This is a genomic window from Salegentibacter sp., assembly GCF_036568425.1.
GTDB lineage: Bacteria > Bacteroidota > Bacteroidia > Flavobacteriales > Flavobacteriaceae > Salegentibacter.
In genome coordinates this window covers 21,757-42,804 of record NZ_DATCSO010000029.1, presented here as the reverse complement: position 1 = coordinate 42,804, position 21,048 = coordinate 21,757, and the positions used below count along the sequence as shown (strand labels likewise).

The 21,048-nt window shown below is 39.1% G+C and carries 21 protein-coding genes; 7 read left to right on the top strand and 14 right to left on the bottom strand.

Annotated elements, in window-relative coordinates:
* The first annotated feature begins 109 nt into the window (after nucleotides 1-109).
* Genes VIM94_RS03770 through VIM94_RS03750 form a run of 5 tightly spaced genes read left to right on the top strand, consistent with a single transcriptional unit; the run spans nucleotide 110 to nucleotide 4,918 of the window.
* A complete protein-coding gene (locus tag VIM94_RS03770) occupies nucleotides 110-1,003 on the top strand; it encodes a MerR family transcriptional regulator (RefSeq protein ID WP_332037960.1) in 894 nt (297 codons plus the stop codon).
* Complete coding sequence (locus VIM94_RS03765; RefSeq protein ID WP_332037959.1) at nucleotides 1,000-2,463, top strand: phytoene desaturase family protein; 1,464 nt, start codon at nucleotides 1,000-1,002, stop codon at nucleotides 2,461-2,463. Before VIM94_RS03770 ends, VIM94_RS03765 begins: the two co-directional genes overlap by 4 nt.
* A 2-nt stretch (nucleotides 2,464-2,465) precedes the next feature.
* On the top strand, nucleotides 2,466-3,305 hold the full coding sequence (locus tag VIM94_RS03760; protein WP_332037958.1) for a phytoene/squalene synthase family protein: 840 nt from the start codon (nucleotides 2,466-2,468) through the stop codon (nucleotides 3,303-3,305).
* Nucleotides 3,306-3,755 carry a beta-carotene hydroxylase gene (locus VIM94_RS03755; protein WP_332037957.1) on the top strand — a complete coding sequence of 150 codons (450 nt, stop codon included), beginning with the start codon at nucleotides 3,306-3,308 and terminating at the stop codon, nucleotides 3,753-3,755.
* A gap of 26 nt (nucleotides 3,756-3,781) precedes the next feature.
* The gene (locus VIM94_RS03750) at nucleotides 3,782-4,918 is read left to right on the top strand and encodes a lycopene cyclase family protein (protein ID WP_332037956.1); all 1,137 of its coding nucleotides are present in this window, start codon (nucleotides 3,782-3,784) and stop codon (nucleotides 4,916-4,918) included.
* 6 nt (nucleotides 4,919-4,924) lie between these two features.
* On the opposite strand, the gene VIM94_RS03745 is transcribed toward VIM94_RS03750, so the two are convergent.
* From VIM94_RS03745 to VIM94_RS03725, 5 genes are all read right to left on the bottom strand, one after another.
* The gene (locus tag VIM94_RS03745; protein ID WP_332037955.1) at nucleotides 4,925-5,485 is read right to left on the bottom strand and encodes a TlpA disulfide reductase family protein; all 561 of its coding nucleotides are present in this window, start codon (nucleotides 5,483-5,485) and stop codon (nucleotides 4,925-4,927) included.
* Between the two features lie 118 nt (nucleotides 5,486-5,603).
* On the bottom strand, nucleotides 5,604-7,871 hold the full coding sequence (locus VIM94_RS03740) for an aconitate hydratase (RefSeq protein WP_332037954.1): 2,268 nt from the start codon (nucleotides 7,869-7,871) through the stop codon (nucleotides 5,604-5,606).
* Between the two features lie 202 nt (nucleotides 7,872-8,073).
* Entirely contained in the window at nucleotides 8,074-9,027 is a 954-nt protein-coding gene (locus VIM94_RS03735) for a MoxR family ATPase (protein ID WP_332037953.1), read from the bottom strand.
* 7 nt (nucleotides 9,028-9,034) lie between these two features.
* On the bottom strand, nucleotides 9,035-10,468 hold the full coding sequence (locus tag VIM94_RS03730) for a peptidylprolyl isomerase (protein ID WP_332037952.1): 1,434 nt from the start codon (nucleotides 10,466-10,468) through the stop codon (nucleotides 9,035-9,037).
* Entirely contained in the window at nucleotides 10,452-11,312 is an 861-nt protein-coding gene (locus VIM94_RS03725) for a peptidyl-prolyl cis-trans isomerase (RefSeq protein WP_332037951.1), read from the bottom strand. The genes VIM94_RS03730 and VIM94_RS03725 overlap by 17 nt, the downstream gene beginning before the upstream one ends.
* 264 nt (nucleotides 11,313-11,576) lie before the next feature.
* Here VIM94_RS03725 and VIM94_RS03720 point away from each other — a divergent pair, with 264 nt between their 5' ends.
* Nucleotides 11,577-12,101 carry an OmpH family outer membrane protein gene (locus VIM94_RS03720; protein WP_332037950.1) on the top strand — a complete coding sequence of 175 codons (525 nt, stop codon included), beginning with the start codon at nucleotides 11,577-11,579 and terminating at the stop codon, nucleotides 12,099-12,101.
* A gap of 69 nt (nucleotides 12,102-12,170) precedes the next feature.
* On the opposite strand, the gene guaB is transcribed toward VIM94_RS03720, so the two are convergent.
* From guaB to VIM94_RS03685, 7 genes are all read right to left on the bottom strand, one after another.
* On the bottom strand, nucleotides 12,171-13,643 hold the full coding sequence (guaB, locus tag VIM94_RS03715) for an IMP dehydrogenase (protein ID WP_332037949.1): 1,473 nt from the start codon (nucleotides 13,641-13,643) through the stop codon (nucleotides 12,171-12,173).
* Between the two features lie 113 nt (nucleotides 13,644-13,756).
* Nucleotides 13,757-14,266 carry a hypothetical protein gene (locus tag VIM94_RS03710; RefSeq protein WP_332037948.1) on the bottom strand — a complete coding sequence of 170 codons (510 nt, stop codon included), beginning with the start codon at nucleotides 14,264-14,266 and terminating at the stop codon, nucleotides 13,757-13,759.
* On the bottom strand, nucleotides 14,266-14,790 hold the full coding sequence (locus VIM94_RS03705; RefSeq protein ID WP_332037947.1) for an FMN-binding protein: 525 nt from the start codon (nucleotides 14,788-14,790) through the stop codon (nucleotides 14,266-14,268). Before VIM94_RS03705 ends, VIM94_RS03710 begins: the two co-directional genes overlap by 1 nt.
* Nucleotides 14,791-14,886: 96 nt before the next feature.
* Entirely contained in the window at nucleotides 14,887-16,053 is a 1,167-nt protein-coding gene (locus VIM94_RS03700; protein ID WP_332037946.1) for a porin, read from the bottom strand.
* 130 nt (nucleotides 16,054-16,183) lie between these two features.
* Nucleotides 16,184-17,047 carry a hydroxymethylglutaryl-CoA lyase gene (locus VIM94_RS03695; protein ID WP_332037945.1) on the bottom strand — a complete coding sequence of 288 codons (864 nt, stop codon included), beginning with the start codon at nucleotides 17,045-17,047 and terminating at the stop codon, nucleotides 16,184-16,186.
* Nucleotides 17,048-17,176: 129 nt separating this feature from the next.
* On the bottom strand, nucleotides 17,177-17,791 hold the full coding sequence (locus tag VIM94_RS03690) for a LysE family translocator (protein WP_332037944.1): 615 nt from the start codon (nucleotides 17,789-17,791) through the stop codon (nucleotides 17,177-17,179).
* 4 nt (nucleotides 17,792-17,795) lie between these two features.
* Nucleotides 17,796-18,815 (bottom strand): quinone-dependent dihydroorotate dehydrogenase, encoded by a 1,020-nt coding sequence (locus VIM94_RS03685; protein ID WP_332037943.1) that lies wholly within the window; start codon nucleotides 18,813-18,815, stop codon nucleotides 17,796-17,798.
* A gap of 109 nt (nucleotides 18,816-18,924) precedes the next feature.
* On the opposite strand from VIM94_RS03685, the gene pepT reads away from it, so the two are divergent.
* Complete coding sequence (gene pepT, locus VIM94_RS03680; RefSeq protein WP_332037942.1) at nucleotides 18,925-20,166, top strand: peptidase T; 1,242 nt, start codon at nucleotides 18,925-18,927, stop codon at nucleotides 20,164-20,166.
* A gap of 71 nt (nucleotides 20,167-20,237) precedes the next feature.
* Here pepT and yajC read toward each other — a convergent pair whose 3' ends face one another.
* Both yajC and VIM94_RS03670 read right to left on the bottom strand, forming a co-directional pair.
* A complete protein-coding gene (gene yajC, locus VIM94_RS03675) occupies nucleotides 20,238-20,540 on the bottom strand; it encodes a preprotein translocase subunit YajC (protein ID WP_081209405.1) in 303 nt (100 codons plus the stop codon).
* Nucleotides 20,541-20,543: 3 nt separating this feature from the next.
* A complete protein-coding gene (locus VIM94_RS03670; RefSeq protein ID WP_332037941.1) occupies nucleotides 20,544-21,011 on the bottom strand; it encodes a DUF1573 domain-containing protein in 468 nt (155 codons plus the stop codon).
* Between the last annotated feature and the right edge of the window lie 37 nt (nucleotides 21,012-21,048).

The following is a 21,048-nucleotide window of genomic DNA, read 5'->3' as shown; positions in this document are numbered from 1 at the left end:
TCTTTAAATTATTTTGTTTAATATTTTAACTATAAAATTAAACAATTTAACATTTTGATAATTAGTTGTAATACAAATATTATTTAGATTTGTTTATCTTTAAAACAATATGGAATTAATAAAACAGAATTTTAGCATAAAAGACCTTGAGAATTTAACAGGAATTAAGGCTCATACGATAAGAATTTGGGAAAAAAGATACAATATTCTCAACCCTGATCGTACTGCTACTAATATAAGAACTTATGATAGTTCTAACCTACAGAAGCTGCTGAATATTTCCTTTCTTAATGAACATGGTTATAAAATTTCCCGCATTTCTAAATTAAATGAGGAGGAAATAAATAAGATGGTGAGGAATATTAACGCCAAAGCCAGCACCGAAAACAGAGCTTTGAATGCCCTTAAACTTTCCATGATAAATTTTGACGAAGAACTTTTTAATACTACTTATGAAGACCTGCGTAAGGATAAAAGTTTCAGAGAAGTATTTCATCTGGTTTTTCTACCGTTTCTGGGAAATATTGGAGTGCTATGGCAAACCGACACTATCAAACCTATCCACGAGCATTTTATAGTAGATCTCATAAAGCAAAAGATTTACCTTCATCTTGCAGAGATCAAGAAAACCAAAAAGCCAAACACGGAGCGTCTTTATGTACTCTTCCTTCCGGAAAATGAAATCCATGACATTGGCTTAATATATCTATACTATGAATTGATATACAATCACAGAAATGCAATTTACCTGGGACCAAGTCTTCCTCTCTCAGATCTAAGCTATCTAATGGATCGCCATGAGGACATTTGTTTTTTGAGTTATTTCACCACTTCCCCGGTAGATATTAATGCATTTATAAAGGAGTTCCAAAAACAGGTTTGCCAGAAAAAGAATTATGAGCTCCTTCTATTCGGGCAAAAATTAAAAGAGGTAGAAACCCAAAAATTCCCCCCATTTATCAAAAAATTTGATAATCTCAACCAGTTTCTTTTGAGTCTATGAAAAAAACAGTTTCAATAATTGGTTCGGGCTTCGCCTCCCTGGCCGCAGCATGTTATTTAGCCAGAGATGGCTATGAAGTGGAAATTTTTGAAAAAAACCAAAAAGTTGGTGGGCGTGCCAGACAGTTAAAAAAAGAAGGTTTTACTTTCGATATTGGCCCAACCTGGTATTGGATGCCCGATGTTTTTGAACGTTTTTTCGCCGATTTCGGAAAAACTCCGGCTGATTTTTATGAACTAGAGAAACTCAATCCAGCCTACAAGGTTTTCTTCGGAAAAGAAGACAGCATAACCATTGAAGATACTCTGGAAAAAATTTACAAAGCCTTTGAAAAAGAGGAACCGGGGAGCGCTGTGAAACTGGAGAAATTCATTGAAGAAGCCCTGGACAACTATAATATTGCAATTAAAGACCTGGTGTACCGCCCCGGAGTTTCACCTTTAGAATTGGTGACACCAACCACAGCAAAAAAGCTCGGAAGTTTTTTTAGCACCATCTCCAGAGAAGTGAGAAAAGAATTTAAGAACCCAAAGCTAATTCAGATCCTGGAATTCCCGGTTTTATTCCTGGGCGCTAAAGCCAGTAATACTCCGGCATTTTACAGTTTTATGAATTATGCCGATTTTGGCCTGGGCACCTGGCACCCAAAAGGGGGTATGTATAAAGTAATTGAAGGAATCGAGCAACTCGCCCATTCTCTGGGTGTTAAAATAAACACCAGTGCACCAGCTGAAAAAATCTTTGTGAAAAACAACACCGCTTCAGGAATACTTGTTAACGGGGAACGTATTCAGAGTGATTACATCTTAAGCGGTGCCGATTATCACCATACAGAAAGCCTTTTACCGAAAAACAACAGGCAGTACCCGGAATCTTACTGGGAGAAGAAAACTTTCGCTCCCTCCTCCCTGTTATTTTATGTTGGATTCGATAAAAAACTGGTCAATATTACCCATCACAGTCTCTTCTTTGATACCGATTTCGAAAAGCATGCCCAGGCTATATACGATGAAGCTAAATGGCCCGAAGACCCTCTTTTTTATGCGAGTTTTCCTTCTGTAACAGATGCCACAGCCGCGCCCGAAGGTAAAGAAGCCGGTATATTCTTAATCCCTCTTGCCCCCGATGTTGAGGATTCAGAGGAAATAAGAGAAAAATATTTCCAGAAGATAATGACCAGATTTGAAGATATTACTCAACAAAAAGTAATCGATAATATTCTCTTCCGGGAATCTTTTTGTGTGTTGGATTTCAAAAAAGAATACAATTCTTATAAAGGAAATGCTTACGGCCTGGCCAATACACTCTTCCAAACGGCCTTTTTAAGACCTAAACTAAAAAGCAAAAAAGTTAATAACCTTTTCTTTACCGGTCAGTTAACTGTTCCCGGACCAGGAGTACCACCTTCGCTAATTTCAGGAAAGCTAGCCGCAGGCCTTATTCAAAATTCAAAAAAATAACTATGAAAACAATCTTTGACACCCTTTCCCACACCTGTAGTAAGAGCGTGACGCGCGCCTATAGTACATCTTTTTCTACAGCCACCCGAATGCTGGCACCTTTCATAAGACAGGATGTTTACAACATTTATGGTTTTGTGCGATTGGCCGATGAGATCGTAGATAGTTTTCACGATTATGATAAAGAAAGTCTTTTTAATGATTTTGAACGGGACCTTCATCTGGCCATAGAAAACAAAATAAGCCTAAACCCAATCCTGAACGCTTTCCAGGAAACAGTACACAAATATAATATTGAAGCCTCTCTATATAATGCTTTTATGAAAAGTATGCGCCAGGATCTTCATAAAACTGAATACAAAAGTTATGAAGATTACAAAGAATACATCTACGGAAGTGCAGATGTGGTTGGACTTATGTGCCTAAAAGTTTTCGTTAAAGGCGATCCTGTAAAGTTTGAAGCTTTAAAAGATTCTGCAATGAGCCTGGGCTCTGCTTTTCAAAAAGTAAATTTTCTTCGAGACCTCAAAGCAGATTATGAAGATCTAAGCCGTAGCTATTTCCCGCACACCAATCTGGCAAAGCTGGACGAAAAGGGTAAAAAACAAATTATAGATGAAATAGACAGCGATTTTAAACACGGGTTTGAAGGAATTGCCAAATTACCGGTAGAAGCCAAATTTGGAGTTTATACCGCATTTATTTACTATAAAAAGCTGCTTCATAAACTAAAAAAGACTCCGCCAATGGAAATAAAAAACCGTCGAATAAGAGTTTCCGACTATCAGAAGGTAGGTTTGCTGGCAAAATCGTATATTTCGTATAGATTAAATTTACTTTAAATGAGTATTTTACTTTGGATAGCAGTTTTCCTTGTCACCTTCATCATCATGGAAGGGATGGCATGGTTTACCCATAAATATATCATGCATGGTGTTCTTTGGTCTTTACATAAAGATCATCATCATAAAGATCACAGCCACTGGTGGGAAAGAAATGACCTTTTTTTTATTTTTTATGCTTTTGTAAGTATAGGTTTTTTCCTCTTGTGGAGATATGAGGGGGTATGGTTTGGTTTACCTGTGGGTCTTGGCATCCTGGCTTACGGAATAACATATTTTACCGTTCACGATATTTTTATCCACCAACGCTTTAAGATCTTTCGCAATGCAAATAACCGTTTTGCAAAAGGCATAAGAAGAGCTCACAAAATGCATCATAAGCACCTGGGTAAAGAAGATGGAGAATGTTTTGGAATGTTGTGGGTGCCTTTTAAATACTTCAAAAAATAACTTCCAATTTCTCTCGTTACATTGCTATGCAGGTACCAAAATATTTTTATGTAATTGTAGGAGGAGGACTAGCAGGACTGCAACTTGCCCGGCAACTTAGCCGGGATATTTTTTTTAAAGGAAAACAGATCGCAGTAATAGACCCCGATTTCAAAACTCCTAACAAAACCTGGTGTTTCTGGGAAAAAGGGCATGGCCAGTGGGACAGTCTGGTATCAAAAACCTGGAAAAACGGTCGCTTCATTACTTCTGAAATAAATAAAAAACTGGAGCTGGAACCCTACCAGTATAAAATGATTAAAGCCGAAAATTTTTACAGGGAAATACTTAAGGAGCTGGAAGCATCGAAAGACATAAAGTTAATTCGGGATGAAATTTCAGAAATAGACCCTGTTACCAGAAAAGCTTCCGGGAAGTTTAATAATTATACCGCAGCCCATTTTTTTGATAGCCGTGTAGACCCCGAATATTTGGAAGATGGAAAACACACTTTAATTTATCAGCACTTTAAGGGTTGGGAAATTGAAACCCAGGAACCTACCTTTTCTCCAGAAGAGTTTACCATGATGGATTACCGCCTGAAATATAAAGATGCGACGGCTTTCACTTATGTTCTTCCGGTTACGGAGACCAAAGCTCTTATAGAATTCACTTTTTTTACCCCGTTTCTAACCGAAGATGCCACCTATGATAAAATGCTTAAGCGTTACCTACGCGAAATACTAAAGCTAAAAGATTACAGGATAACAAACATTGAAACGGGAATTATCCCGATGACCGACTTTCCATTTGAAAAAGGAAACACCCCCAATATAACAAAAATAGGCACAGGGGGAAGTTGGGTTAAAGCTTCCACCGGTTATTCCTTCATAAATACCCAAAAAAGAGTTAACAAAATAGTAGAAAACCTAAAAAGTGGAGAACAACCGGGAGAAGGCTTGATCAATAAAAAATTTAAACGATACGACGGGATTTTTCTCGATGTACTTGCCAATAATAATGAGAAAGGGGAAGAGATTTTTACGAAGTTTTACACTAAAAATACACCCGAGGAGATTTTTAGTTATCTCGATGAGGAGACCACCATTTCTGAAGATCTAAAAATAATGATGTCGCTTTATAGCTTTGATTTTATCAAATCATTCTTCAGAAAAATTTTTTAAAAGGTATTATTCAGCTATTAATTCGTCCAGTTTGCTTCTCACCTTCTTACTATTCCAGTCGGCAGCTCCAATTTTTCTAATAATGATTTCCCCATTTCTATCGATGAGATAAGTGGTTGGAAGGGAGTAACCATCCATAGGTTTGGGATCTTTGGAAAGCATCCTATAACTGGGAATACTATAATTTTTTGAATTGAGAAACTTTTGAGTGGTGACGTGTTCTTCTCCTGAAACAAAATAAAAATCTACCTTATCCTTATAATCTTCGTATAACGCCTGGAAACTGGGCATTTCGGCAATACAAGGCGGGCACCAGGTAGCCCAGTAATTAACGATTACTACTTCGCCTTCTGAATCGGAAAAATTAAGCCTTTCTCCCTCACTGTTTTCAAGAATCCAATTATAATCGGCAAGTTTTTCCCGATCCTCCTCATCGGTAACCGATGGACTAAAGGAAAATACCTTATTTACGAATATTTGAATTGGTTTGCGGGTTTGTGGAATTATGAGAAGAAGGATCAATACTATAAAGATAATATTTGACCATTGATTTTTGAAAAACTTCATACAAGAGATTTCAGGATTAGACGAGAAACAAAGATAAACTTAACAAAGCAATTTTGGGCAAAAAAAAATCCCGCCTTAAAGTGGCGGGATTTTATCATTTATAGTAAACCTGGATTGTTTAGGCACCATTCTGCTTTTTAATCAGATTTAGAGCCGACCCGTGCTTATACCATTCTATTTGAGAATTGTTATAAGTATGATTGGCTTTTATAGTGTCCTTGCTGCCATCGGCGTGAACCACTTCAATTGTGATTTGTTTGTTCGGAGCAAAGTCTTCCAAATCTATAAGGTTAAAGGTATCGTCTTCCTGAATAAGGTCATAATCACTTTCATTATCAAAGGTTACCCCGAGCAAACCTTGCTTTTTAAGGTTGGTCTCGTGAATTCGCGCAAAAGATTTAACCAGTACTACCTTCACTCCAAGGTGACGAGGCTCCATAGCAGCGTGCTCTCTGGAAGATCCTTCTCCGTAATTATGGTCTCCTACCACAACCGTTGGGACTCCCGCTTTTTTGTATTCACGCTGTACGCTTGGTACACCATCGTATTCACCGGTGAGTTGGTTCTTTACAAAATTTGTTTTCTTATTAAATGCATTGATGGCCCCAATTAGCATATTATTGGAAATATTATCAAGGTGACCACGGTAACGCAACCAGGGTCCAGCCATAGAAATATGGTCGGTGGTACATTTTCCGAATGCTTTTATAAGCAATTTGGCTCCGGTAAGGTTTTTACCATCCCAGGGCTCAAAAGGTGTAAGCAATTGCAGACGCTCACTGTCTTCGGCAACTTTCACCTCAACAGAACTTCCGTCCTCTTTTGGTGGGATATAACCTGCATCTTCAACAGCGAAACCTTGTTCCGGTAATTCAATGCCTTTTGGTTCGTCCAACATCACTTCTTCTCCATCCTCGTTGATCAATTTATCACGGGTTGGATCGAAATCAAGACGTCCTGAAATTGCGATAGCGGCAACCATTTCCGGGGAACCTACGAAGGCGTGTGTATTTGGGTTACCATCAGCTCGTTTAGAGAAGTTTCGGTTAAAGGAGTGAACAATGGTGTTCTTTTCTTCTCCCTTACGATCACTTCTATCCCATTGCCCGATACATGGTCCACAGGCATTGGTGAAGATAGTTGCATCCAGATCTTCAAATATCTTTAACAATCCATCGCGCTCAGCAGTAAATCTAATTTGTTCTGATCCCGGATTAATTCCGAAATCTGACTTCGATTTAATTTTCTTGTCTACTGCCTGTTTGGCTATAGAAGCTGCACGGGTAAGGTCTTCATAAGACGAGTTGGTACAGGAACCAATAAGTCCCCAGTCCACATTAATTGGCCAATCGTTTTCCTTTGCTTTAACTCCCATTTCCGAAATCGGGGTAGCAAGATCCGGAGTAAACGGTCCGTTAAGATGTGGCTTTAATTCTGAAAGGTTAATCTCAATTAGTTCATCGAAATATTGCTCAGGATTTGCATAGACTTCATCGTCTCCGGTTAGATGTTCCCTTACCTGGTTAGCCGCATCTGCAACATCAGAACGGTCGGTAGCTCTAAGGTAACGCTCCATAGAATCGTCGTAACCAAAGGTTGAGGTTGTAGCTCCTACCTCGGCTCCCATATTACAAATAGTTCCTTTTCCGGTAGCCGACATTGAGCGGGCTCCGTCTCCAAAATATTCAATAATAGCACCGGTTCCCCCTTTAACGGTAAGAATTCCGGCAACTTTTAAGATCACATCTTTAGCTGAAGTCCATCCGGAAAGTTTTCCGGTGAGCTTCACTCCAATAAGTTTTGGGAATTTAAGCTCCCAGGCCATTCCGGCCATAACATCAACAGCATCGGCGCCACCAACACCTATAGCTACCATTCCAAGACCACCGGCATTAACGGTATGGGAATCAGTACCAATCATCATTCCTCCGGGGAACGCATAATTTTCAAGAACCACCTGGTGGATGATTCCTGCTCCCGGTTTCCAAAAACCGATTCCGTATTTATTAGAAACCGATTCCAGAAATTCAAAAACTTCGTGACTTGACTTATTGGCAGCCTGCAAATCTACCACGGCACCCATTTTAGCCTGGATAAGGTGATCACAATGTACAGTTGTTGGTACGGCTACCTCCTTTTTACCGGCTTGCATAAATTGCAGCAAAGCCATTTGAGCAGTTGCATCCTGGCAGGCAATCCTATCGGGAGCAAAATCTACATAATCTTTTCCTCTTTGGTAAGCCTCTTTGACTTCCCCATCCCACAAATGAGAATAAAGGATTTTTTCTGAAAGGGTCAAAGGTTTTCCAACCACCTCGCGGGCTTTATTCACACGCTCGGGCATTTGGCTGTACACCTTCTTGATCATATCAATATCGAATGCCATATTTGTTATTTTTAAGTTCTAAAAAGTCTCGCAAATTTACGAATTCCGGGTGGATTTTGAAAATTAGAACCTATTTTCAAAATTACTTGAAAATAATTCAATTATCATCAAATAGTATGGTTGAAAATTATGTGATATTAAAATTAAAGGTAAGAAATTACGATATCGACAAAATTAGATCAGCTGGTCTAAAAATTTCAGTCTAAAATAATTCGGTAATTATTTTTTCTTCAGAAATACCTTCGGCTTCGGCCTTGTAATTTTTTATAATTCGATGGCGTAGAATGCCAATAGCAACTTTTTGGACGTCTTCGATATCTGGAGAAAATTTGCCGTTTACTGCTGCATTGGCCTTGGCGGCGAGAATAAGATTTTGGGAAGCCCGGGGACCGGCACCCCAATCCAGATAATTTTTAACAATTTCAGGTGCTTCATCAGAAGAAGGCCGGGTTTTCCCCACTAAGCTAACTGCATATTCGACCACATTATCTGCGACGGGAATTCTTCTTATGAGATGTTGTATTTGTATAATTTCTTCAGCATTAAATAAAGCATCAACTTCCACCTCCTCATCGGAAGTGGTGTTCTTCACTACATTCACTTCTTCTTCAAAACTGGGGTATTCAAGATTAATCGCAAACATAAACCGATCTAACTGGGCCTCAGGTAAAGGATAAGTCCCCTCCTGCTCAATAGGGTTTTGAGTGGCAAGCACAAAATAGGGTGTGGCCAGCTTATAATGATGACCTGCAACGGTTACAGCCCGCTCCTGCATTGCCTCCAGTAAAGCAGCCTGTGTTTTTGGTGGGGTTCGGTTTATTTCATCGGCCAGGATGATATTTGCAAAGATTGGTCCTTTAATAAATTTAAAGTGCCGGTTTTCATCCAGGATTTCAGCCCCCAGGATATCACTCGGCATCAGATCTGGGGTGAATTGAATTCTCTTAAAATCAAGACCCAAAGTCTTGGCTATGGTGTTTACCATTAAAGTCTTAGCCAGGCCCGGCACCCCTATTAACAAAGAATGCCCTCCAGAGAATACGGAGAGCAAAATTTGATCTATAACTTTATCCTGTCCGACGATAATCCTGGCAATTTCTTTTTTCAATTGCCGGTTTTTTTCAACCAGTTTTTCTACCAGTGTGACGTCAGACATTTCTTTTTTATTTTTTAAGCCAGTTACTGCTATAATCGCAGTCGCGGTAATCTCCGCTAATCTTTACATAAGTTTCGTTTATCTTGGACTTTTGCCATTCCTCAATAGCTTCCATTTGCTTATCACGCAGGGCAAGCTCTTTAATTTTCATATAGTCAGTAGAGTAATTAGCCTTGTGCTCCGGAATTCTTTTAGTTACTTTTATCAGCTTAAAAGTCGGGCGACCGGTGCGGTCCTGCTCGATTAACCTACGGGATAATTCTCCTTCCTGCAATTCGCCTATCTGGCCGTAAAGTTTTGGATCTACTTTCGATAGTTCAAACCGGGTATCCCCTGTTTGTGGATTCATAAGACGCCCGCCATCATTCCTGGTTTCTTCTTCATCTGAAAATTCTTTTGCAGCTTCAGCAAAATCCAATACTCCTTCATTTACTCTTTTCCTAATACTATCTATCTCATTTTTGGCCTCCTCTACCGACTGGTTATTTACATCAGGAATAAGTAAAATGTGACGCAGGTCTACGGTTTGACCACGAATACGATCTACTTTAATGATATGGTATCCAAATTCTGTTTCAAAAGGCTCACTCACTTCTCCTTGCTGAAGACTAAACGCTACGTCCTTAAATTCCTGAACAAAATTGTCTTTTCTGGAAAGACTTATTTGCCCTCCATTACTAGCGCTTCCCGGATCCTGGCTATATAATATGGCCTTAGTTCCAAAATTAGCATCGTTATCTTCAACATCTGCCTTGAACTCATTAAGGCGAGAGATTACTTTATCTTTTTCGGATTGAGGTATTTCGGGTCTTATAACGATTTGAGCAAGCTCCACCTCTTCCCCAAACATGGGAAGTTGATCTTCAGGAATATTATCAAAGTATTCTCTAACTTCTTCCGGGGTGATCTCTACATTCTCAATAATTCGCTGCTGCATACGGCTGGCAAGTTGTCTTTCTTTGTTAAGCTCAAATAGCTCACTGCGGAACTCCTCTTCAGTTTCTTTCTTATAGAATTCCAGCACCTTTTCCATAGAACCTACCTGATTTACCATCTGATTGATTTGCTGGTCGATATAATTATTGATTTCAGCATCCATAATTATAATACTATCCTGAATGGCATGGTGGGCATAAAGTTTATTCTCCATAAGAGAACCTGCCAACTGGCAGTCGGTTATTCCTGCCGTAGACATACCCTGGCTTTGCATATCTTTATACATTAGCTGAACATCGCTTTCCAGGACAATATAATCTCCAATTACGGCGGCGATCCCATCTACCTTTCTACGCTTAAAATCACCTTTTTCATCAGTATTCCGGGCCAATTCCTCTTCAGGTTGGATGGCAGTGCTATCTGTCACTATGATCTCCTGGGCAGAAGTATTCAGACTAAAAAATAATCCGAAAATAAATACGCTAAGCTTAGTCGTAAATCTCAAATTGATTGTTTTTAATTGCATCTTTTGTAATTTCTTTTTCAAGTTCTTTTGTTAGATCAAGCTTTCTTTTATTTAGCAAAATCTGTTTTATTGAGGGCCGGGCATATTCTAATGGCGCCTGTTCATTCTTCTCCAACACATCATTAACATAGATCAAATATACGCTTAAAGAGTCTTCAAGTTGAAGAAAATTGGAAGTTTTAAGTAGGTCTGACCGGTCTTCTACACTTAATGGGTTTATTTTTTGATAAACCGATTTGGTTTTCACCCAAACCGAATCATTAAAGGAATAATTTTTAAACTGAAGCGCAATTTTATCAAGCTCCTGCCTATCATCCTCATTAAACCGTTCAAACCAGGTGGTAATTTGTTTGGTGTTATTAAGGTTTTTATCAAGATTTATATACCTTAATTTCACCAGATCTTCTCTTAATTTAAAGTTTTCTTTATTCTCCTCATAATAAGCTTCAATCTCGGTATCACTAAAGCTGGTATCCATATTTTTTCTGGCCAGAGCTTCGGTATAGGCATTGGTGTAGAGTTCGTTTCTATAGTTCTCTACCAGATCGTTAAATTCCTTCTGTTGTTCTTCAGAGAGATTAAGCCGGGCCCGGTCTACAATTAATTGTTGTGTAGCCCAACGGGTAATATAGTTAGATACGATAAGGCTGCTATCTTCGGGACTGGTATCTTCATTAAGAAGAGCATTAATATCTTCTTCATAAAGGTAAGAATCATTAACCCGAACTATCACCTTTCGCGCGTCGGTTTCTTCAAATAAATTGCAAGCTGTCACACCAAAGGCCAACAATATAATTATTAAAAAACGATCTATACTTTTCAATACTTTTTTGGTTAAAGCAAGCAATTTATGTACCAATTACAAACAGTTACTTCTGTGCCTTTTACATTTGGGCAAAAATAAGAATTCCTTTAGGTTCTACAAGCTAATCCAAAAACGATTATTCTTTTAGAAAATTATTATCCGATTAATTAATTTCTGAATGGAGCTAATTATTTTTCAATAAATAGTATTCATCATTTTAATCAAACAAAAACTGTGATTAAACCATTTGTGCGGTTATATTTGCCAAAAATTTATACAATTATGAAAAAAATATCCTTATTAATTGCTTTTGTACTTCTAGGTCATATCACAAATGCCCAAACAAAAACGGGCACCATTGATGCCGATTATATTCTTGCCCAAATGCCTGCTATGGAAGAAGTAAATCTTGGACTACAAAATTATAACACCGAGATGCAGGAAGACCTTCAGGAAACCATCAAGGAATATGAGGGACTGATTGAGGTATATCAAAAAGATCGCGAATCTTTAACAGAAGAAGAACGAGCCGAAAAGGAAAATGAAATTATCGGTCTTGAGAATGACATTAAAGGTTTTCGCCAGCGAGCTTCTGTAATGATGCAAATGCGCAAAAACGAACTCACCAAACCTCTATATGAAGAAATCAATCAGGCAATGCAACAGGTAATTCAGGAAGACGGCTACACTCATATCTTTCACGCTAACGGAAACAGCCTGGCTTTTGCCGATTCACGTTATGATGTTACCGAGAAAGTACTAAAAAAATTAGGCATAGATCTTAATGAAGTTAAGGAGGAGGAATAAACTTCGATTTTTTCAAAATAAAAAAACCCGGCAGCTGCCGGGTTTTTTAGTATAAATATTTTTGAAAATCTATCTGCTATAGTTGGGAGATTCCTTAGTGATGGTCACATTATGAGGATGACTCTCGTGGATTCCGGAAGAAGTAATCTTTACGAATTTACCCCTCTCTTTAAGACTCTCAATATCTTTAGCTCCACAATAACCCATTCCAGCACGTAAACCTCCAACAAATTGGTGAATGCTCTCTTCCAGATCACCTTTATAAGGCACTCTTCCAACAATCCCTTCCGGCACAAGCTTTTTAATATCATCTTCCACATCCTGGAAATACCTGTCTTTAGAGCCTTTGTTCATGGCTTCTACAGATCCCATTCCGCGGTAGGATTTGAATTTTCTGCCTTCAAAAATTATGGTTTCTCCTGGAGATTCTTTTGTCCCGGCAAGCAAAGAGCCTAGCATCACACAATCGGCACCGGCAGCCAGGGCTTTAGGAATATCACCGGTATAGCGAATTCCTCCATCAGCAATAACCGGAACACCTGATCCCTTGAGAGCTGCAGACACCTCCAATACAGCCGACAGTTGAGGAAAGCCAACACCAGCAACCACCCGCGTGGTACAAATTGAACCAGGCCCAATTCCAACCTTTACGGCATCGGCGCCTGCTTCTGCGAGATATTTAGCGGCTTCAGCAGTTGCTATATTTCCTACTATCACCTCTAGTTCAGGGAAATTTTTCTTAACTTCTTTTAAGACACGAACTACACCCCTGGTATGGCCGTGAGCGGTATCGATCACCACCGCATCAACGCCGGCCTTAACCAGTGCTCCTGCCCTTTCCACAGCATCGCCGGTAACTCCAATAGCAGCTGCAACACGAAGCCTGCCGTAAGAATCTTTATTGGCAGTTGGTTTCTGAGAAAGTTTTGTGATATCTCTAAAAGTGATCAAGCCTACCAGTTTCTTTTCTGGATTCACAACCGGCAGTTTCTCAATTTTAAATTCCTGAAGGATATCTTCAGCTTCATCAAGCGAAGTTCCCTCTGCAACCGTAACAAGATTTTCTGAAGTCATTACCTCAGAAATCGGACGATTGTTATTTTTTTCGAATCTTAAATCACGATTAGTAACAATTCCCAGGAGTTTACCCTCATCGTCTACAATGGGAATTCCACCAATGCTATGTTCTTTCATACTGGCCTTGGCATCACTAACGTTAGCCGAAATTGAAAGGGTCACGGGGTCTATAATCATACCGCTTTCGGCACGTTTTACTTTACGCACTTTTAAGGCCTGGGCTTCAATGCTCATGTTCTTATGCAACACTCCAATACCTCCTTCCCGAGCAATAGCTATTGCCATACGGGATTCGGTTACAGTGTCCATAGCTGCAGAAACTATAGGAACATTAATGCGGATATTTTTAGTGAGTTTTGAGCTTATATCAACTTCCCGGGGAAGGACATCGGAAAAGGCAGGTACTAGAAGAACATCGTCGTAAGTAAGGGCTTCTCCTAAAATTTTGGAATCGTGTGCAGTCATAGCAATTAAAGATTTAATTGCGTGCAAATATACATTTTTAAAATAACAAATCACGGATTAGAAACCGGTAATTATTTGCCTTTTCAGCACTTACAATGCATAAAGGTACAGGCCTAAATTGAAGACTTTGGTGCAGTTTTTTGAAAAAACAATTGATAGAGTACAATTGATACCGAAGTGATAAAGATGAGTGTCATTAAAATTCCAGATACGATCACCAAATATTTTACCCAGTCAATTCCTTTCCAGACAAAATAGACGCCTCCAAAAGTAGCCAGCACAGAAAAGAAGGGTTCCAGAATAAGAAAGAATTTTAACTTTTTGGGCAACTTTGTAAACAAGACGATTCCCCCCAAAAGAAAGAAAATAAAAGACATTGATAAGACATGGGTGTGGATAATAGTAAGCATTTCCCGCTCCCCTTTTTTAAATTTCATCACCTCTGCATCTACATCCTCCTCATTTCCCAGGTAATTTTCTTTAATACCGGCAGGAGTAGTAGATTCCGTTTGACTAACAAAAAGTAAACCCGTGAAATAACCTATACTTAATACGATAACAAAGACAGCAAGGAAAGATTTAATTTCCCGTGGAAGCGTTAAAAGCAAGCCATTATACCCCATTAAAGCAGGTTGTTTTTTTGAATGATCGCTACACTGGTCAGGATGTCTTTGACAGCATGTTTCATAGAGCGTACAGAAATAGTGGCTCCTGAAATAGCAGCTATATTATTTACTTCCCCAGGTTCTGACTTCCCTGTAAATTGTCTCAACCAACGTTTACTGCCTATCTCCCCTCCATATTCCTCACGATACACAAGCACTTTAGTTCGTGCAATTTTAAGATCTTTATCAAAGATAACAAGGTAATCAAATTGCGCGGTTTTACTGGGTGCCTGGTCCAGATAGACATATCCTAAAAGTGCACCTTCATTTTTAAGCCGGAAAAAATTATCTTTTGAAATTCTTGAAGGCAATTTTTGCTGAAGCTCTGTAGAAACCGCTATTCCTTCATGAATATAATTGTTCACCTCAAACTCATCTTTAATTTCACGATCTATCTTTTTGTCCAGCCCCTTAACAAGACCAAAGGACAATATAAAAGGTAGAACTAACAAAAATGCGATATGAATTCTAATTTTTTTCATTCGTACAAATTAAGCTTTTATTCTCTCATAGGGCAAAACATATGCCAACAGCCGGAGAAAACAAATGCTCTCCCCGACTGACATACATACTACTACTTAAAACCAAACCCCAACTCCAAAGTTGAGCTGGTTCATAGAATCTGCACCATCAATAGCGTTATTCTTAATCTGGTAATCCCCTTTAAAGACAACACCAGGTGCGATATGATAACTCAAACCAAGGGTTAGGTCATTCCTGTCATAGGCAGGGTTCTCGGTAAGACTTCCCTCAGTCTCAGCATGAGTATCGTAATCTTCATAACGCGCGAAAGCAAAAAGCTTCTGTCTATTTCTCATTGGCAACAAATTGTATGCTGCTTCCGCGTACCATCCTGAAAGAGCACTACCAAGATCCCTTCCGGTTAAGGCGTTATAATCTTCAGTATCTGTAAGAGAAGCATAAATATATTCACCTCTTGCCGTAAAACGCTTGTAAACATAACGTGCATCAAGGCCTAGCATAGACATTCCAACATCAGCTCCATCAAGCATATCTACCTCATCTGCGGCTTGTGTTCTCCCAAAATACCCGGAAAGACCTAATCTCATTCCAAGAATACCGTAGTATTCAAGTTTAGCAGAAAGGTTTGGTGTGTTAACCGTAGATTTAATCCCTTTTTGACGTCCACCGCGAAGTCCACTGCTTCCACCAATAAGCCCCGTTCCGTCTGAAGTAGTAGATTGGAATCCATTAAAAATATATGCCTGGTAGGATAGGGAAGCTGAGTTGATCCTTCCGTTAACTCCAAGCCCAATCTCTCTCCACGTAGTCGGAACAATTGAACCGGCAATGGCAGGTCTTTCCACACCATTAAAAGTAGTAGGTTCGTGATACTCATTGATGATACCCATTGGAACCAACATAAGACCGGCTCTCAAATTCACATTATTCGCGATATTATAATTAACAAAAGCCTGCTCTATATATACTTCTTCTACGTGTTCAAACTCTATTTCTGTTAAAAACTGGACCTTATCATTAAACTGATAACCCAATAACATTACAAGTCGCTGGACATCCAGTTCCCCGTTATCGCCTTCAGGTTGATTATAGGTAATCTCCCCATATGCTCCAAGAGTTACGGCATTATTATCTGCAGATAAAATTCGCTGTGCTGCGTTTTGTTGATATTGAGGGTCAAATGTGATCGAATCCTGCTGCGTTTGTGCAACTGAAACTGCTGTAGTGACTCCTATTGCTAATGTTAGTAAAAACTTATTCATGATTCTTATTTAGACTTGTTTAAAATAATGATGCCGCAAAGATATATCAGGGCCATCTTTTCCCCAAGCTTATTTAGAATAAATTTAAATAAAAAAAAGTGATCGAAAACAGGGAAAACCATTGAGATCCCTAATAGTACGTGGAGAAAATTTTAGAAGCTTCGTTATGAGCAGATTCGAAACTTGTCATTTTTATATTGGTATTAGCTTTTTTGGAATTGAAATAGGAAAGCATTTTTTCTGAGGGCATATTCCCTGTTAGTTCATCTTTAGCCATCGGGCATCCTCCAAACCCCTGAATCGCACCATCAAACCTGGTACAGCCGGCCTTATAAGCCGCATCAATTTTTTCATACCATTTGGAAGGCGTGGTATGCAAATGAGCACCAAATTCTATTTGAGGATATTTAGGAATAAGATTTGAAAATAAATATTCAATATTTTCGGGAGAAGAGGTGCCAACTGTATCGGAGAGCGAAAGTATTTTTACTCCCATGGCAGAAAGTTTTTCGGTCCAGGTTCCCACTATTTCCAGGTTCCAGGGGTCACCATAGGGGTTACCAAAGCCCATAGAAAGATAAGCTACCACTTCTTTATTGGACTTATTCGCAATTTCCAGAATCTCTTTTAAAATCTCCACAGATTCTGCAATTGTTTTGTGGGTATTCCGCATCTGGAAGTTTTCTGAAATCGAAAAGGGATAGCCTAGATAATCTATTTCTTCAAATTTAGAAGCATCTGATGCTCCGCGGGTATTGGCTACGATGGCTAACAATTTACTTTGCGTGGTAGAAAGATCCAGTTTGGATAAAACCTCAGCGGTATCGGCCATTTGAGGGATTGCCTTAGGAGACACAAAGCTCCCGAAGTCTATAGTGTCAAATCCACAGCGCAATAAAGCCTGGATGTATTGCACTTTTTTTTCTGTAGGAATGAAGGTTTTGATACCCTGCATGGCATCCCGCGGACATTCGATGAGCTTGATTTTCCCCATATCCTCCAAAGATAGTATTTTAAGGATTATTTAAAAATATATCCCATTCAATAAAATTTACATAAGGGAAAGAAGGAAAACCAGATTTAAGGTAACCTTTTGATAAAAAAATTCAGATTAGCATTCAGCCTAAAACAGTATAAAGACAGCAATTCCCACAAAAACAATTATCTGTAACCACTTCAATACCAATCCGGAACGTTCATGTTGGTTAAGGTAATTAGATATCTTTCCCGCAAGTAAAGCAACCGAGCCGAATATTAAAATCGTTTGCAGCATGAAAACACCTCCAAGAATATAAAATTGTAAAACCGTATTTCCGTTAGGTTCCCAGAGAAATCCAGGAAAGAATGCCAGAAAAAAGATTGTCACCTTGGGATTTAAAACATTCATTATAAAACCCTGTTTGAAAAGCCGAAATAGGGGTTTTTGCTTAATCCCTTCAGAAGAATAAGCTATTTGAGGATTACTTCTATAGACCTGGTAAGCCAGGTAAAAAAGATAAGCCGCGCCGAAAAGTTTAATAATAAAAAATAAAGTTTCAGAACTTTTAATTATCGCCGAAACCCCAAAGGCTACCAGGCTGGTATGAATAATTATTCCTGTTGCGAGGCCCAGGGCAGTAACAATTCCGTGCTTTTTCCCATTGGCCATCCCCTGGACCATCACATAAATGATATCGGGCCCCGGAGAAAGGGTGAGCATTACCGAAGCAGTTATAAAGGGTATTAGTTGCTCTACCAATAGATTATTTTCTGGCTAAAATTGCTTTATTAATTCTCTTAATTAAACCCGGACCTTCGTATATAAATCCGGTATATAACTGGACTAAACTTGCTCCGGCTTCGAGTTTTTCCAAGGCATCATCAGCAGAATGAATTCCTCCTACTCCAATGATAGGAAATGCTTTGTTGCTTTTTTCAGAGAGAAATCGAATCACTTCGGTAGCACGTTCTCTCAAAGGCTTACCACTAAGCCCCCCGGTTTCATTTTTGCTTTCTGAGGTTAATCCCTCCCGGGAAATCGTGGTATTGGTTGCAATCACACCGGCAATCCCTGTTTCCTTTACAATATCAATGATATCAAGCAGTTGTGCATCGGTAAGGTCGGGAGCGATCTTCAGCAAAATAGGCTTTTGCCTGGGTTTAGTTAAATTTAATTGCTGCAGGCTATTCAACAAATCTGTAAGCGGTTCTTTATCCTGGAGCTCCCTTAGATTTGGAGTGTTTGGCGAGCTCACGTTTACCACAAAATAATCTACGTAATCAAAGAGGGCTTCAAAGCAAATCTTATAATCCTCACCAGCCTTCTCATTAGGCGTGATCTTATTTTTTCCAATATTTCCACCAATAATTACATTTTTATTAGCCTTGAGACGTTTTACTGCAGCATCTACCCCACCATTATTGAAACCCATCCTATTAATTATTGCCTCATCTGCCTTGAGTCTAAACAGTCTTTTCTTTTCATTACCTGGTTGTGGTTTTGGAGTGAGCGTACCAATTTCTATAAAACCGAATCCAAGATCGTTAAGTTCCTTGTATAGTTTTGCATCCTTATCAAAACCAGCAGCAAGGCCAACAGGATTTTTAAATTTAATTCCGAAGACTTCCCGTTCCAGTCGCGGATCATTCAGCTGAAATTTTTTACGTAACATCGTCGAAAGGCCCGGGATTTTGCCGAAATTTCGTAAACTTTTAAAAGTGAATTCATGAACCCATTCCGGGTCGAAATGGAATAAAAGCGACCTGACAAGTGATTTATACATGGTAGTTGGTTTGTGCAAAAATAAAGGAAATCATAAAATAACTTAGTGTATTCTTAAAAGGTTTTGAAGCGATTTATCGAATGTCTATTTTTGGCTAAACTACTAACCAATGACCAACATACAGCACATCATAGATCGTTTTGTGAGCTATGTTAAAATAGACACTCAAAGTAACCCCAACAGCGACACTACTCCCAGCACCGAAAAACAGTGGGTTCTTGCCAATAAATTAGCCCAGGAACTCCGTGAAATGGGAATGGACGAGGTCGAATTAGACGAAAATGCCTATGTTATGGCCACGCTCCCTGCAAATGTAGCTCACGAAGTGCCTGTTATAGGTTTCATTTCACATTTTGATACTTCCCCAGATTTTAGTGGTGCCAACGTGAATCCCCAGATTCTGGAAGACTATGACGGTGGCGATATTGTATTAAACAAAGAAAAAAACATAATCCTTTCACCTGAATATTTTAAAGAATTAGCCAACTACAAAGGTCAAACCATTATCACCACCGATGGCACCACCTTATTGGGCGCCGATGATAAAGCGGGAATTACAGAGATCATGACCGCCATGCAGTATCTGCTGGACAACCCGGATATTCCACATGGAAAAATAAGGATTTGTTTTACTCCTGATGAAGAAATCGGTAAAGGTGCACATAAGTTCGATGTGAAAAAATTTGGTGCCGAATGGGCCTATACCATGGATGGCAGCCAGATTGGAGAACTTGAATTTGAAAACTTCCACGCTGCGCAGGCTATTGTGACAGTTCAGGGGAAAAGTGTTCATCCGGGTTATGCCAAAGACAAGATGATAAACAGCATATTCATCGCCCAGGATTTCATTAATTCTCTACCACGATTGGAAACACCAGAGCACACTAAAGATCGCCAGGGATTTTTTCATTTAAGCAATATTAAAGGAGATGTTGAACAAACCAGTCTGGAATACATTATTCGCGATCATGACAAAAAACATTTTGAGGCCAGGAAAGATATGATCCTGGATCTAAAAAATGAGATCTGCGAACAGTATAGCAGGGAATGTGTAGAAATTGAGCTGAAGGATCAATATGCCAATATGCGTGAAAAGATCGAACCGGTAATGCATATTGTAGAAATTGCTGAGGAGGCGATGAATGCAGTGAATATAGAGCCAATCATAAAACCAATACGTGGCGGAACCGATGGTGCCCAACTTAGTTATATGGGCCTGCCTTGTCCTAATATATTCGCAGGAGGTCACAACTTCCATGGAAAATACGAATATATCCCAGCAGAGAGTATGCAAAAAGCTGCAGAAGTGATCGTAAAAATCGCTGAACTTACTTCTAAAAGATTTCAGTAAATTTCTCTGAAATGAACGCATAAAAAAACCTCACAGAATTCTGTGAGGTTTTTTTTATAGATAAGGGATAGTTATTTTTTCTCCTTTTCAGGTTTTGCCGGCTCGTTAAGCTTTCTGCTCATTTCCATAGAAAGAGAAGAGCGGTCGAAAGTGATTTTTCCTGCACCGGTTTCAATAACTACCGAATTATTTTTTTCGCTAAAATCAACAATCTTACCGTGCATACCACTTTTGGTGACAATACGGTCACCTCTTTTAAGTTCGGCAGCAAAGTTTTTTTCTTGTTTAGCGCGTTTCATTTGCGGGCGTATCATAAAAAAATACACCACTACAAACATTAAAATTATTGGGGCAAACTGGGTTAATTGATCCATTTATTAACTCGCATTTTCATCAGATTCTACAAAAGCTTTAATCCTGATACGTTCCTTACCGCTTTCGGTATTCGCGTTCAAGGTAACTGTTTTGGTTACCTGCCCTTTTCCTGATCCATCAAATTTCACAACCATTTCCCTGGTTTCTCCAGGCTGGATAGATTCATTTTTAGGATAAGTTGGGACAGTACATCCACAAGAACTGCTGGCATTGGTAATAACCAAAGGAGCTTTTCCTGTATTGGTGAATTTAAAGGTATGCTCTACGGCTTCACCTTTTGGGATATTACCAAAATCATGTTCTTCTTCTTCAAAAGAGATTTCAGGATAAACAGTAGCCTGAGCATCACGTTCGGCTGCGGTTTCAACATTTTCTGCTTTCACTTTTTCAGAGGCATTAGAGCTGTTATCTTTACAAGAAGTGAATAGCATCGCCCCTACTGCTGCTATCATTAAAATTCCTTTTTTCATTTTACTTGTTTTTTAGGTTTAAAGGTTAAAATTACTA

Excerpts from the sequence above, each read along its gene's own strand:
- VIM94_RS03700 (WP_332037946.1), bottom strand. The coding sequence starts at position 16,053 with ATGAATAAGTTTTTACTAACATTAGCAATAGGAGTCACTACAGCAGTT.
- VIM94_RS03685 (WP_332037943.1), bottom strand. The coding sequence starts at position 18,815 with ATGTATAAATCACTTGTCAGGTCGCTTTTATTCCATTTCGACCCGGAA.
- VIM94_RS03760 (WP_332037958.1), top strand. The coding sequence starts at position 2,466 with ATGAAAACAATCTTTGACACCCTTTCCCACACCTGTAGTAAGAGCGTG.
- VIM94_RS03695 (WP_332037945.1), bottom strand. The coding sequence starts at position 17,047 with ATGGGGAAAATCAAGCTCATCGAATGTCCGCGGGATGCCATGCAGGGT.
- pepT (WP_332037942.1), top strand. The coding sequence starts at position 18,925 with ATGACCAACATACAGCACATCATAGATCGTTTTGTGAGCTATGTTAAA.
- VIM94_RS03670 (WP_332037941.1), bottom strand. The coding sequence starts at position 21,011 with ATGAAAAAAGGAATTTTAATGATAGCAGCAGTAGGGGCGATGCTATTC.
- VIM94_RS03770 (WP_332037960.1), top strand. The coding sequence starts at position 110 with ATGGAATTAATAAAACAGAATTTTAGCATAAAAGACCTTGAGAATTTA.
- guaB (WP_332037949.1), bottom strand. The coding sequence starts at position 13,643 with ATGACTGCACACGATTCCAAAATTTTAGGAGAAGCCCTTACTTACGAC.
- VIM94_RS03710 (WP_332037948.1), bottom strand. The coding sequence starts at position 14,266 with ATGGGGTATAATGGCTTGCTTTTAACGCTTCCACGGGAAATTAAATCT.
- VIM94_RS03765 (WP_332037959.1), top strand. The coding sequence starts at position 1,000 with ATGAAAAAAACAGTTTCAATAATTGGTTCGGGCTTCGCCTCCCTGGCC.
- yajC (WP_081209405.1), bottom strand. The coding sequence starts at position 20,540 with ATGGATCAATTAACCCAGTTTGCCCCAATAATTTTAATGTTTGTAGTG.
- VIM94_RS03745 (WP_332037955.1), bottom strand. The coding sequence starts at position 5,485 with ATGAAGTTTTTCAAAAATCAATGGTCAAATATTATCTTTATAGTATTG.
- VIM94_RS03755 (WP_332037957.1), top strand. The coding sequence starts at position 3,306 with ATGAGTATTTTACTTTGGATAGCAGTTTTCCTTGTCACCTTCATCATC.
- VIM94_RS03720 (WP_332037950.1), top strand. The coding sequence starts at position 11,577 with ATGAAAAAAATATCCTTATTAATTGCTTTTGTACTTCTAGGTCATATC.
- VIM94_RS03705 (WP_332037947.1), bottom strand. The coding sequence starts at position 14,790 with ATGAAAAAAATTAGAATTCATATCGCATTTTTGTTAGTTCTACCTTTT.
- VIM94_RS03750 (WP_332037956.1), top strand. The coding sequence starts at position 3,782 with ATGCAGGTACCAAAATATTTTTATGTAATTGTAGGAGGAGGACTAGCA.
- VIM94_RS03740 (WP_332037954.1), bottom strand. The coding sequence starts at position 7,871 with ATGGCATTCGATATTGATATGATCAAGAAGGTGTACAGCCAAATGCCC.
- VIM94_RS03735 (WP_332037953.1), bottom strand. The coding sequence starts at position 9,027 with ATGTCTGACGTCACACTGGTAGAAAAACTGGTTGAAAAAAACCGGCAA.